General features: G+C 58.1%; 11 protein-coding genes. 8 read left to right on the top strand and 3 right to left on the bottom strand.

The window, feature by feature from the left end; translation table 11 throughout:
• Positions 1–193: 193 nt before the first annotated feature.
• The 5 genes from ACNKH6_RS01355 to ACNKH6_RS01335 all read left to right on the top strand — a co-directional run bounded on the left by ACNKH6_RS01355 (position 194) and on the right by ACNKH6_RS01335 (position 6166).
• A complete protein-coding gene (locus ACNKH6_RS01355; protein WP_417913751.1) occupies positions 194–481 on the top strand; it encodes a transposase-like zinc-binding domain-containing protein in 288 nt (95 codons plus the stop codon).
• Between the two features lie 72 nt (positions 482–553).
• Complete coding sequence (locus ACNKH6_RS01350; protein WP_417913750.1) at positions 554–3466, top strand: insulinase family protein; 2913 nt, start codon at positions 554–556, stop codon at positions 3464–3466.
• A gap of 113 nt (positions 3467–3579) precedes the next feature.
• Positions 3580–4299: a hypothetical protein gene (locus ACNKH6_RS01345; protein WP_417913749.1), complete on the top strand. Its 720-nt coding sequence runs from the start codon at positions 3580–3582 to the stop codon at positions 4297–4299.
• Positions 4300–4466: 167 nt separating this feature from the next.
• Complete coding sequence (gene bioA / locus ACNKH6_RS01340; RefSeq protein ID WP_417913748.1) at positions 4467–5783, top strand: adenosylmethionine--8-amino-7-oxononanoate transaminase; 1317 nt, start codon at positions 4467–4469, stop codon at positions 5781–5783.
• Entirely contained in the window at positions 5768–6166 is a 399-nt protein-coding gene (locus ACNKH6_RS01335; protein ID WP_417913747.1) for a PilZ domain-containing protein, read from the top strand. The genes bioA and ACNKH6_RS01335 overlap by 16 nt, the downstream gene beginning before the upstream one ends.
• A 3-nt stretch (positions 6167–6169) precedes the next feature.
• On the opposite strand, the gene queA is transcribed toward ACNKH6_RS01335, so the two are convergent.
• Positions 6170–7258: a tRNA preQ1(34) S-adenosylmethionine ribosyltransferase-isomerase QueA gene (gene queA, locus ACNKH6_RS01330; protein WP_417913746.1), complete on the bottom strand. Its 1089-nt coding sequence runs from the start codon at positions 7256–7258 to the stop codon at positions 6170–6172.
• 71 nt (positions 7259–7329) lie between these two features.
• The gene (locus ACNKH6_RS01325; protein ID WP_417913745.1) at positions 7330–8679 is read right to left on the bottom strand and encodes a hypothetical protein; all 1350 of its coding nucleotides are present in this window, start codon (positions 8677–8679) and stop codon (positions 7330–7332) included.
• 126 nt (positions 8680–8805) lie between these two features.
• Here ACNKH6_RS01325 and mqnB point away from each other — a divergent pair, with 126 nt between their 5' ends.
• Positions 8806–9471 carry a futalosine hydrolase gene (gene mqnB / locus ACNKH6_RS01320; protein ID WP_417913744.1) on the top strand — a complete coding sequence of 222 codons (666 nt, stop codon included), beginning with the start codon at positions 8806–8808 and terminating at the stop codon, positions 9469–9471.
• On the opposite strand, the gene ACNKH6_RS01315 is transcribed toward mqnB, so the two are convergent.
• Entirely contained in the window at positions 9458–11545 is a 2088-nt protein-coding gene (locus ACNKH6_RS01315) for a LysM peptidoglycan-binding domain-containing protein (RefSeq protein WP_417913743.1), read from the bottom strand. The genes mqnB and ACNKH6_RS01315 overlap by 14 nt on opposite strands.
• 506 nt (positions 11546–12051) lie before the next feature.
• Here ACNKH6_RS01315 and ACNKH6_RS01310 point away from each other — a divergent pair.
• Both ACNKH6_RS01310 and ACNKH6_RS01305 read left to right on the top strand, forming a co-directional pair.
• Positions 12052–12450 carry an IS630 transposase-related protein gene (locus tag ACNKH6_RS01310; protein WP_417913742.1) on the top strand — a complete coding sequence of 133 codons (399 nt, stop codon included), beginning with the start codon at positions 12052–12054 and terminating at the stop codon, positions 12448–12450.
• Entirely contained in the window at positions 12450–12782 is a 333-nt protein-coding gene (locus ACNKH6_RS01305; RefSeq protein WP_417913741.1) for a transposase, read from the top strand. The genes ACNKH6_RS01310 and ACNKH6_RS01305 overlap by 1 nt, the downstream gene beginning before the upstream one ends.
• Positions 12783–13074: the final 292 nt, after the last annotated feature.

Here is a 13074-nt window from a genome sequence, read left to right as displayed (position 1 = left end):
CTCACAGATGCAGGGTGCTGGACAAGGGTCGCAGTTCACTGCGGCCCTTTTTCTGGCAATGGTGAATTATGAGTGATAAAACAGAATACCCTTAAAAATACATTGAATTTATTATAAAATAATAAAATTCCGAACTTTGGCTCTATACTCATCGCCAGCTTCGGCCAAGGCCCAAGGCGCAGATTTATTTTTTATGTATGGAGAAAAAATAATGCAATGTCAAAAATGCGACTCTTTGAATATTGTCAGGAATGGTTCCATAGCAAATGGAAAAAAGAAGTTTTTATGTAAAGAGTGTTCACGTCAATTTATTGAAAATCCAGAAAGAAGGTGTATTGCTGATGCCGAATGGAGCATAGCAGACAGGCTTCTTCTTGAAAAAATATCTATGGAAAAGTTTAGGAAAATAGCCCGGACAGTCCTTGATTTTTCCTTAGACCTTTTGCAAACTGCCCCTGCGTCGAGCAGCTACTTGATGTAGCAGGGGCGAAAAAATTTTCGCCCCTGCCACTTGCGCAAGAGGCATCTTCAAACCCGCAGCCTTCTATTCCTCATGACCAACTTCACCATCGGCTCCGTCCATCACGGTTTCATCCTCCGGCGCAAGGAGCATGTCGCCGACATCAGCTCCGAGGTCTATCTGTTCGAGCATGAGCTGCTCGGCACACCCGCCTTGGCGATCAAGAACAGCGACCCGAACAAGACCTTCTGCTTCGCCTTCCAGACCATCCCGCAGGACTCCACCGGCGTGGCTCACATCCTTGAGCACGCGGTGCTGATGGGATCGAAGAAATATCCGGTGCATGATGTCTTCGGCGAGATCCACAAGGGCGGACTGATGACATTCCTCAACGCCATGACCGGCGCGGATGTGACCTGGTATCCGTTCGCCACGCGCAATCTGGCCGAGTATTTCAGCATCATGGATGTTTATTGCGATGTTGCGCTGAATCCGCTCATGCAGCGCAGCACCTTTGAGCAGGAGGGCTGGCATTATCACAAGGAAAGCAAGGACGAGCCGCTGCAATTCCAAGGCGTGGTGCTGAATGAGATGAAGGGGGCGTACTCTGATCCCATCCGGGCCATTTTCCACAACACCTTCAGCGGCCTGATGCCGGAGTCCACCTACGCCCACGAATCCGGCGGCGACCCGGCCTGCATTCCTGATTTGACCTACGAGCAGTTTGCCGAGTTCCACGCCAAGCATTATCATCCCTCGAACGGAATGCTCTTCTTCTACGGCGACGCGGACTTGGAGCAGGAGCTGGCCGCTGTGCAGAACAACTTCCTCTGCCATTACACCGAACGCGGCAGCCGGGCCGCAGCAATGCAAGGGCCGGGCATCAAAGAGCCAGTCTTCATTGACGACAGCTACGCGGTGCAGCCAGGCGGCAGCTTGAAAGGAAAGACGTATCTGGCAGTGGGCGCGTCCGTAGCCACCATCCTTGATCAGGAGCTGAACACCGCTTTCCAGGTCATCGCCAACATACTGTATAACTCCGATGCCTCGCCGCTGAAAAAGGCGGTGCTGGAGGCTGGCCTGTGCAAGGACTTCGGCGGCATGTTCCTTGCCGACCACTGCTTCCAAACCGTCATGCTGACCTACTTGGTTGGCTCGGATGCGGACAAGCGCGACCGCTTTCTTGCTCTCTATCGCGAGGTGCTGACCCGCATGGCCGAGCAGGGTCTTGACCGCGACCTCATCCTTGCCGAGCTGAACAGCTACGAGTTTTCTGTCCGCGAAGAATTGACCGCAGCCCAACGCGGCTTGGACTTGATCGGCAAGGCCCTGCCTGCTCTTCAACACGGTGCTGATCCCTTTGCCGCCTTACGGATTGAGGAGCTGTTCGCCGCCCTCCGCGTCAAGGCACTGGAGGAGAGATATTTTGAGCGGCTGATCAAAGAACGGCTCTTAGACAATCCCGCCTTTGCTGCTGTCACCCTGCGCCCAGACCCGGACAAGGCCGCCCGCGTCATGCAGGAGGAGCAGCGCAGGCTGGCGGAATATGAGCAAAGCCTCAGCCCGGAGCAGATTGAAGAGCTGATCGCCAAAACGCAGGAGCTGATGCGGCTTCAGCAAACTCCGAACAGCGAGGAGCAGCTTGCCCTGCTGCCGCGCCTGTCCCGGCAGGATTTAGAGCGCAAGCCCAAACTGCACGAGGCCCAAGCGGAAGATGGCTGTATCAGCAGCGAGCTGGAGACCGGCGGCATCGCCTATGTCCAGTTTGGTCTGGACTGCGCGGCGGTCGGGCCGGCGCTGCTGCCTTGGCTTGATTTGTTCGGCACCATCGCCACCGAGATCGGCACCAAACAGCGCGATTATGTCCGTTTCGCCAAGGACATCCATATTCATACCGGCGGCCTCAGCCACTCTTTCACCACCTACACCCATGTCAGCGGCGCAGAACCGCTGCGGCCTGTGCTCTGGTTCCAGACCAAGGCTCTGTCCGCCTCGCTGCCAAAAGCCTTGGAACTGGTCTGCGAGGTGTTCGCCGAGCTGGATTTGAGCAACCGGCGGCGGATCAAGGAGATAGTCCTGCGCGAATTCGCTTGGGCCGAGCACGCGGTGCAGAGCGAAGGCTGGCAGCTGGCCGCCTCGCGGGTCTTCGCTCATCTCAGCCAGGCCGGGCTGGTCAACGAGCATGTCAACGGAGCCACCGCCTATCTTCAGCTGAAAGACTTGGCCGCCCGCTACGACGAACTTGAGGAGGCTTTCCTTGCCAAGCTGGAGCAGTTGCGTCAGACTGTGTTCCAAGCCAAGGGCCTGCTGCTCGCTGTCACCGGCTCCGGCGCGGATATTGAGAAAATCAAGGCCAATGCCGGAGCAGTGCGCGGCAGTTTGGGCAAAGACGCATTGCCGCCAGCCGCGCTTGATTTCCCGGCCTTTGCTGCCCGCCAAGCCTTTGTCACTTCTGCCGATGTGGTTTACAACGCCCAAGGATGCAGCCTCTTTGACGGCTTCAACCAGCACAGCGGCGCGTTCGAGGTGCTGAAAACCTGGCTCTCGCGGGATTATCTCTGGAACACCGTGCGCCAGCAGGGCGGGGCTTACGGCTGCTTTGTTCAGTTCCACCCGGTGTCCGGCAATTTCGCTGTGATCAGCTACCGCGACCCGCATGTGGCGAGAACGTATGCCGCTTATGAGGCCATCGCCAGTGCGGTGCACGGCCTGGATCTCAGCCGGGCCAAGCTGGATCAGCTCATCATCGGGGCTTACGGCACGCTCGATCCGCTGCGCTCGCCTGCCGCTGAGGGCGTGAAGGCCCGCGACGCATATCTGACCGGCATCACCTTGGCGCAGCGGCAGCAGATTGTCCAGCAGACGATTGATGCCAAAGCCGAGGAGCTGCGCGATTTCGCCCCGCGTTTCGAGCGGCTGACAGCAAAGACCTTCCGGGCGACCATCGGCAGCGGCGAGAAGATCAAGGCGGACAGCGGCCTGTTTGACGAGGTGACGGAGCTGTAGAAATATTTTTCACTTGCCGGGCTTGACAGAATCCTACGTGGTGGGGTATCAGTCAATATTGTGTCCGGCAAAGAGCTTGCCGCTGACTGAGCAAACCTAAAAAGGAGGAGAAGATGATGCGTGCAAAAAAGGCAATCCTGTTCAGTGTCTTGGTGCTGGCGTTCAGCGGTGGCTGTCGCGCAGGCAACGCTGAAAATCCCGCAGCGGCGGCAGCCAATCCGGCGGCTGGAGATGTTCAGGCTGCTCCGCTGTCCGAGGCCGGAGACAAGAAGGTTGAAGTCACGGATGCCTCATTCCGTTGTCTGCACGAGATGAAAAAGGTGCGCAGCATGTATGTGGACAACCTGCTTGGCGATGTGCAGGGAACGCTGGCGGTTGCCAATGCCGCAGACGGCGGTTCATATCCTCCAGGCTCAGTGCTTCAGCTTTTCCCCGGCGAGGTGATGGTGAAGCGGGAGAAAGGAGCCAATCCTGCCAGCAACGACTGGGAGTTCTTCATGCTGGATGTGACTGCCGACGGTGCCAAGATCAAACAGCGCGGCTTTGAAACAGTGCGGAACATGTTCGGCACCTGCGTTTCCTGCCACAGCCAGGCGGCCCCCAAATGGGACATGGTCTGCGAGAAAGGCCATGGCTGCCCGCCGATCAATTTCCCAGGCGGCATCAACAGCGCAGTGCTCACCACCGCCCTGCAAAAAACGGACAAACGCTGTCCTTCCCCCGATCCTCTGAAAGCAGAAGAAATGGCGGAACTGGGCAAACTGAAAAAACTGCTTGAGGCGCAGGCCGCAGCTCACGCCGGGGCCGCTGCCCCGACCGGCGGCCAGCGATAATTCCTTCCCCAGAACTGCATCATGCAGGCCGTTTTCCTCCGGGAAAGCGGCCTTTCTTTTTGCAGCAAAACCGGCGTGGTTGGCCTGAGAGCAACGCCGCCTCTTGCGCATTGTTCTTGCAGGAGTTATGCTGTGCTGATGACAATCAGCCCGCCGCGCATTCAGCCATGACCGCCGATTCAGCCGCTTTTGACCGCCAGCATCTCTGGCATCCCTACACCTCCATGACCGCGCCGCTTCCCGCACAGCTGGCGGAATCGGCCAGCGGAACGCGCATCCGGCTGCGCGACGGGCGCGAGCTGATTGACGGCATCTCTTCGTGGTGGACAGCGGCGCACGGCCACAGCCATCCAGCGATTATCGCTGCTGTCCGCGCTCAGGCGGAGAAAATGGCGCATGTCATGTTCGGCGGCCTGACCCACGAGCCTGCGGTCGCGCTGGGCCGCCTGCTGCTGGATTTGGCGCCTGCCGGACTCGACAAGATTTTTTATTGCGATTCCGGCTCAGTGGCCGTGGAAGCAGCGATGAAAATGGCCCTGCAATATCAGCAGGCGCAGGGGCTGCCGGAAAAATGCCGCTTCCTCACCGTGCGCGGCGGCTATCACGGCGACACCTTCCTTGCCATGTCGGTCTGCGACCCGGAAGGAATGCACAGTCTTTTCAGCCGCGTTCTGCCGCCGCAGCTCTTTGCGCCGCGCCCGCAATGCCGCTTTGAGGACGACTGGCAGCCGGAGGCCATCGCCGGGCTGGCCGCGCTCTTGGAACAGCATCGCGATGAAGTCGCGGCGGTGATCATTGAGCCGATTTTTCAAGGCGCAGGCGGGATGTGGTTCTATCATCCTCAGTACCTGCGCGAGCTGCGCCAGCTCTGCGACCAGTTTGGCGTGCTGCTGATTTTTGATGAGATTGCCACCGGCTTTGGCCGCACCGGCAGAATGTTCGCCGCCGAGCACGCCGGAGTCAGCCCGGACATCTGCTGCATCGGCAAAGCCCTGACCGGCGGGGTCATGACCTTGGCCGCCACGCTCTGCGCTGACCGCGTCGCCCGCGCCATTTCCGAAGGCAGGCCGGGACTGTTCATGCACGGCCCCACTTTCATGGCCAATCCGCTGGCCTGCGCGGCGGCGGCGGCATCCGTCACGCTGCTGACAGAAAGCGGCTGGCAGGAAAAGGTGGCGGCGATTGAACAGCAGCTCCGCCATGAGCTGGAACCGGCCCGCAGCTTGGACAGCGTCGCCGATGTGCGGGTGCTGGGCGCAATCGGCGTGATCGAAATGCGGCAGCCGGTGAACGCCGCCGCCTTGCAGGAATACTTCATCGGGCAGGGCGTGTGGCTGCGGCCCTTTGGCAGACTGATCTACCTGATGCCGCCTTTCATCAGCAGCACGGCTGATCTGACACGGCTCTGCTCCGCCGCTGTCGGCGCGGCGCAGCGTTCTTCCAACCAATCCTTCAGCAGGGCAAGGACATGGCAAACACCGTAGGCATCCGCCGGTTCACCCGGATCAATTTTGAGCAGGATGTGCTCTTGGATTTCGGGGAGACACACTATGAACAGAGCACCTGCAACCTCAGCTTGGGTGGTATTTGCGTCAGAGGGCATTTTGCGCAGGAGCTGGGCGATTGCTGCAAAATTGAAATGCGGCAGGCAGGAACTTCCGGGCCGACAGTGGATTTTCAGGCCAAAGGCAAGGTGGTTTGGATCAGCAGTGAAAACATGGCCGTGGAATTCACGGAAATGCAGTACGACAGCTTTCTTTTCCTCCAGACCGCCCTGATTTATCAGGCCGAAGACCCGCTGCTGGTAAGCTGCGAATTCTGTCGGGATGTCACCTTTCAGGTCGTGGAGGAGGATCACACCACCTGATACTTACGGTTTGGCGATGACTGCCATTGCGTCGCCGTAACTGAAAAAACGATATCTCTGCGCGACAGCCTCAGCGTAGGCGGCCAGCAGCCGCCCGCGTCCGGCCAGCGCGGAGACGAGGAAGAGCAGCGAGGACTGCGGCAGATGGAAGTTGGTGATCAAATTGTCAACGGCCTTGAACTGCCAGCCCGGATATATGTAGAGACCGCAAAGGCCCGCCAGCGGCTCGACGCGGCCAGTTCGTGCTGCCGCAAATTCCAGTGTTCTTGCCGTGGTGGTGCCGACCGCCCAGATTCTCCCGCCAGCAGCCCGCGTTGCATTCACCGCCTCAGCCGTTTCGGGCGGAACGTGGACAAATTCTTTATGCAGCTCGTGCTGGCGGATATCCTCGCAGCGCACCGGGGCAAAAGTGCCGTAGCCGACATGCAAAGTGACTGCGGCCTGCCGCACACCCTGCGCCTCTAACTCGGCCAGCAGGCTGCGGCTGAAATGCAGACCGGCGGTCGGCGCGGCCACTGAGCCGACATGCTTGGCGTATTCAGTCTGATAGCGGAGCGCGTCAGCAGGCGTGCTGCCCTCCGGCCTGCGGATGTAAGGCGGCAGCGGCAGCTGGCCATGCCGCTCCAGCAGAAGGACCAGTTTCGCTTCAGGGGGATAGAGCAAAGTAGCGCGGACTTTGCCGTCTGGCAGCAGCTCCTCAACCCTCGCCTGCAAGTCGTCAGCAAAATGGAGCAGGCTGCCGGGCTTGGGCCGCTTCGAGCTGCGGAGCAGGGCCAAAGCCGCTGCTTCGCCTGCCTGCCGCGTTTCAGGATAATGGAGCAGCAGCAGCTCGACTCGACCGCCGCTGGCCTTGCTGCCGAGCAGCCGGGCCGGGAACACCTTGGTGTTGTTCAGCACCAGCAGATCGCCGGGCCGGAAAAGCTGACCGATTTCTGTAACATGGCGGTGCGCGGTTGCGCCTGCAACGCAGTCCAGCACCAGCAAACGGGCTGCCTCGCGCCGGTCAGCAGGCTGCTGGGCGATCAGCTCTTCGGGCAGAAAATAGTCGTAAGAAGCCAGCCGGTATTCCGGCTGGAGTTCATGTTCTGTCATGAAGCGGGAAGCAATGCGTTGGAGGGAAAGGCTGCCGGACAACACAGCGCGTCCGGCAGCTTGCGAACAGGTCAAGGCGCGGGAATGATATAGCCGCCGCCTTCTTCATAGACTGTCTGGCCGTCCGCCGGGCCGACATCGCTTGGCAGATACGGCTTGTCGTAGCTGATCTCGCCGCCGCAGAACGGCTCGCATTCCTCGCTCCGGCTGCTTTCAACACTGACTCGGCTGTCCGCTGTGCCGTCGGCGTTCGTCATCACCGAGATGTTGATCTTGGTTCCAGCTTGGCTGCTGCTGCGCCCTGCAAGCGGCACTGGCTCGGCCAGCACGGTGATGGTCCGTTCGGCAACCAGACTTTTCGCTTTGTTCCGGTCAACTGTGATACAGGAGATGGTTTTGCTGCCGGGTGAAACAAAGGTGAACACAGCGTCAACCGACCGCTGCTCATTCAGCCAGCCGGAAATTGACTGCTCGCGGCTCGCATCGCTGGTCCAGCACTTCACCTTGACCTGATCGCCGTCAGGGTCTGCGCCGGACAGCACCGGGATATATGCAGGAACATTCACCCGGACTTCAGCCGGATTGGAGCTGATCTGCGGCGGGCTGGGTGCCCGGTTGGGCCGTTCGGCCACTCGGATGGTGCGGCTGGCCCACGGACTGGAGCAGCAGCGGCTTCTCGCCTTGCAGAAGATGGTTTGCGTGCCCGGTTTGGTGAAGGTGAACGGGATCATCACAGTGCGGTCAGAAGTCAGCCGGTCAGAGTCATAATAATTGCTATGCTGCTGATTTTCATCTTCAGCAAAGCATTGCAGCTGCATCCAGTCACGGCAGCGGCCTGTGGTCACAGCGACGAGCAGCTCCTCGCCGACTACGGCAGCGGCAGGCACGCGGTCCAGCCGGGGCCGTTCCAAACCGACACTGTTTTCATAGGCGGAGAAGCGTGCCACGTCCTGCTCCTCCTGAACCGGCATGTAAATTTGCTGCGGCAGCTCCGCCGCTTCGGCTCCAGCGATTTTCAGCGGGCCGACCCACGCATAGCCGTAGCTGTTGAACAGATAGGCATAGCAGTCCTGCCCTTGCCTGATGTTGTCCAGCCGGACTGACAGGCGGGCTGAACTGCTGCCGAGCTGAACGATTTCCGAGGCGGCCAGCGGGCCGCTGTAGCTGCCGGTGCGGATGGAGACGCTGCTTTCGCTGTTGAAGGGCAAGCCGTCTTTCTTGCGGACGGTGAAACGGACGGTCGGGCCAAGCAATTCCGCCGACATTTCAAGAATGGATCCCCACGTGCCGCCGCCTTCTCTGACTGGGCCGTATCCGGCAGCCGCGCTGCCTATTGTTCCAATGAAAAAGGAAATACCTGCTATCAACGCAAACAGGAACTGCCCTTTGCGTGCCGCTGCTTCACTGCGGGAAAAGATCATGACCGGCCTCCTTATGGTGATGAAATTGGCAAACAGCTCTGTGCTGCCGGAACATACTTCCTCTGTGCATTATACCCTGAGACAGAAAGGCGCGCATAGCCTATTCTTTGCAAGCCGGAGGGCGCGATGACAGTCCTTGTGACAGCGGCGACTGCCTTTGAAATGCAGGCCCTGGACGAAGCAGGCGGCCTTGCTGTTCCAGTTCACCGTTTGATCACCGGTATTGGGCCGACGGAAACCGCCTTTGCCCTGACCGCGTTCCTCTGCCGTCATGCGGGGCAAATCCGGGCTGTGCTGAATTTTGGCATCGCTGGAGCCTTTCCTGCCAGCCCAGCCAATCTGCTTGACATTTGCCTGGCTGACCGGGAAATTCTCGGCGATTTCGGCGTGCTGCTGCCGGAACGGATAGAACGCTTTGCCGAACGGGGCTTGGCTGTGCGCGACAGCTTCATGCTGGATGCCGAATTGTGCTCGGCAGCAGCGCGGCATCTTGCAGAAGCAGGCATACGCTGCCACCAAGGAACCTTTGTCACCGTGAGCTGCGCCAGCGGCACCGCAGCGCGGGCGCAATGGCTGGGCAATGAGCTGCACGGCTTGTGCGAAAATATGGAAGGTGCGGCGGCGGCACGAGTATGCGAAGCCTTCCAGCTGCCGCTGTTGGAACTGCGCTGCATCAGCAACATCGCCGGAGAACCGGATAAAAAAAATTGGCGGCTGCGGGAGGCGTGCAGCAGGGCGGGACAGGCCGCTGCCCTGCTGCTCAACAACGAGCGGCTGTTCAGCCGTTTTTGATCATAAGGGTGAGACCGGGCCGAAGCGCCTCTTTTTCGCCCAAGCTGTTCCAGTTTTTGATTTCCTTGGCGGAAATCTGGAGTTTTTTGGAGATGGACCAGAGCGAGTCGCCGCTGCGCACCTTGTAGTAGCTGACGGCAGCCTCTTTGCCGCCCGCTTTCACTTTTTTGCTGCCAGCAGACAGCACAGTCACAGCTTCAGCTTGTTTTTTCTCCGGGACAGGATGCTGCCATGTTTCCGCCGCGCTGGGCTTCTGCTTGATATTGACCGCCGTCAGCTCGACAATGCCTGCTGTCGGCAGCGTGGCAGCTTCCTGCTGAAGAGCCGTCTCGGCAGCAGCCTGCGCTGTCTCCTGGTTTTGCTGAGAATGGACAACCAGCTCCTGTCCAGCCTTCACGTTCGCCGCCTTGCTGATGCCGTTCCATTGCATCAGCGCAGTCAACGACACGTCGTATTTTTCCGCCACTTCTGACAGGGTTTCCCCTTTCTTCAGCTTATGTGCAACCTTTTCCGCCGGTGCTTGCACCTCTGCCGCAGCGAGCGCCGGTTGTTCGCTGCGCTTCACCAGCGCAAGCTCCTCGCTGCTGCCGGAAGCTACAGGAATGCGCAAGGTCTGCCCGGCCTTCAGGGCGGCTGCCCGGACATTGTTGACCTTGAGCAAGGCGGTCATGCTGATGCCGTATTTCTTGCTGATCTGCTGAAGGGTTTCGTTCTTGGCCACTTTATGGCTGGTGTAGTCAGAACCAGACGCGGCAGCAACTTGCACTGCTTTCGGCAAATTGGCAGCCACCAGCGCACTGCGGCCAGCAGGCACTTTGAGCAGCCAGCCGCCTTTTTTCCCGCTTGGCACTTCGTCTTTGAGCAAATCTCTGTTAAGGCTGCGAAGCTGCTCTACGCCCATAGCGGCACTGGCGGCCACGGTCTTCAGTGTGGTACCAGCCGGAACCCGCACGAACTCATAGGGAACAGGCCGCAGCTGTCTGATGCCGCTGAAGCCATATTGTTCAGGGTCGCGCGCGATCAAGACTGCGGCGATTAGCTGAGGCACGTAGCGTTTGGTCTCCAAACGCAGATAATCTTCTTGAGCCAAGTCCCAAAAATTCCGCACCTTATGCCGTTTCAGGCCGCGATCCAGCGCACCTTCTCCGGCATTGTAGGCTGCCACGCTCAAATGCCAGTCGCCAAACTGCTTGTACAAGGCCTGAAGATAATTGACAGCAGCCTTGGTGGATTTCTCCGGGTCGCGCCGCTCATCAACCGAATCATCCACCCGCAGGCCAAAATTGCGGGCGGTGCTGGGGATGAACTGCCACAAGCCGCCAGCTTGGGAGGGAGAATAAGCGACAGGATTGAAGCCGGACTCTATCATGGCCAGATAGGCGAGTTCTTGGGGCAGCTTGGCCTTTTCCAGCTCACTGCTGATCAGCGGCATATACAAGGAGGCTCGCTCCAGCCAGTGCGTGAAATTCTTCCGCTGTTTGCCTTGGAAAAGGTTCAGGTAAAACTGCACTTGCCGATTGAGCACCACCGGAAAACAGGATGCGCCGCCACGCGCCGTTTTGCCTGTGACCGCTCCAAAGGTCTCGACGGGCTGGGGCAGCGGCGCGTCAACTAACGGCACCGCCGGTCTGTCCGGGCTGTCAACAACCGCTGTTTTGCTTGAAGGGAGCTGGCATTGAATCTTGCTGCCGTCCATGCCCTCAGCCTTCCAGTCACCGGTTTTTTTCAGCTCATCCAGCTCTTCCTTCAAGTCTTCTTCCGATCCGACCAGAGTTGGCTCCGGCTCTGCTGCATCATCCTGAGCTGCCGCTGCGATTTTCTGCGGCGCAGCGGCTTGGGCCTGCTGCTGCGGCTGAACAGCGGGTTGCGGCAGGGCCGCCTGTTTCTCTTGCTCTTGGTGTTCGAAATAGCGTTCCACAATCAGCCGTAGCTGTTCCGCTTCGTTGTCTGCCTGCGCTTTTTTTTGATCAGCGGCTCCCTGCACCCCAGCAGTGCTGACCGGCGAACAGCCCGCAGGCAGGGAAAACGGCACCAGCAGCATGATATATGAAATGACTTTTTTGGTTTTCTTCATAAGACCGAACGCTCCAAAGCGGATTAAAGGTGCCCTGCCGTCAGGATATCCTGCGGAATAATGGATTTTTTCACGACGAGTCCAACGGGCGCGGACAGCGGGTTGCTGCCTATCTTCCTCTTGTACCATGAAATGACATTTTTTTACAAGGAAAAACATGCTGTTGATCAACAAAATGACAAACGGTGATTTTTTGCTCATATTTCAGCATCTTCTGTCCGCCTCCCTTGCCATCCATCACTTTTCTAGACAGCGTTTGAATGCCGGAGTAAAAAGGCTGAGAAAACAACGATTTTTTTCAAACCCTGTGAAATATGAGCACGATCACTCATCTGGCGGAGGAAGTATAGTCCGGCCTGCGGGCCGTTCTGCCCGGAATCCTCTGCATAAGCTCAGTTTGTGCGCGGCGGCGGTGTTGGGAGGAGTTCAGAGCTGAAAGATCGTAGCAGTCCTTCGAGGGGTAGTGAACTATAGTTAAAGCAGTATAAAATGACTACACTGTGCGTATGGCCTGCTCAATAGATTTTCGTCGGAAGGTTTTGGAGATCAAAGACCGGGACGGCCTGAGCTTTGAAGAGACGGCTCCGCGTTTCGGAGTCAGCAAATCAAGCGTGAGCCGCTGGGCGAAGCGGCTTGAACCATGCCTGACAAGGAGCAAACCCGCGACAAAGATTGCTGCCGAGCGTCTCGTCAGTGATGTGGAGCAGCATCCTGACGCCTTTCAGCATGAGCGTGCGGAGCGGTTTGGATGCAGTCAGCGCGGCATATGCGAGGCATTGAAGCGGCTGAAGATCAGCCGGGAAAAAACTTTTTTCCATCCGAAAGCTGATGAGGAGGCACGACGAATTTTCAAAAAGAAGGTCATCGTCTATGAATTGATGCGTATTCCTTTCAATTTATATTGATGAAATTTGCTTTTCCAGAAGACATGCCAGGAATATTCAGTTATGCGTCGGCAGGAGTGACATGCTTTGGAAAGCATGACTCAATGTCGAAACGGCGGACTGATGTTGCTGGCGCATTGACCGAAGACAAGATGCTGACCCCAGCTCTCTTTGACGGCTCCGTCAATACAGATGTTTTTGAAGCATGGCCGCAGCAGGATATTCTGCCTGCGCTTCCAAACGGAGCTGCTGCTGTCATGGACAACGCCTCGTTCCATAAATCTGAGAGAATTCAGGAGGCGGCTCAAGCTGCCGGCTGCCTCGTTGAGGCATCTTCCGCCATATTCTCCTGATGTTAACCCCATAGAGCATAAATGGGCGCAAGCGAAGGTGCTCAGAAAAAAACTCGGCTGTTCAACCGATGAGATTTTTCAGCAACCATGCTTGCAGTCAATTTATTGTGCTGCGGCTATAGCATCTCAATTTTCAACATCCTTTCCTTCAACAAAGTTATCCCTTTTCCGCTGCCATGAACGATACAAACACGCCGTCCGCCGCCAAATACGACCTGCCCAAAGCCTACGAGTTCGCTGAAGTTGAGGAGCGGTGGTATCAATACTGGCTCGATCACAAGACCTTCAGCGC

The sequence above is a fragment of the Candidatus Electronema sp. JM genome, from assembly GCF_048287415.1.
Lineage (GTDB): Bacteria > Desulfobacterota > Desulfobulbia > Desulfobulbales > Desulfobulbaceae > Electronema.
Note: the sequence above shows the minus strand (reverse complement) of the source record. Positions and strands in the feature narration are given on the sequence as shown.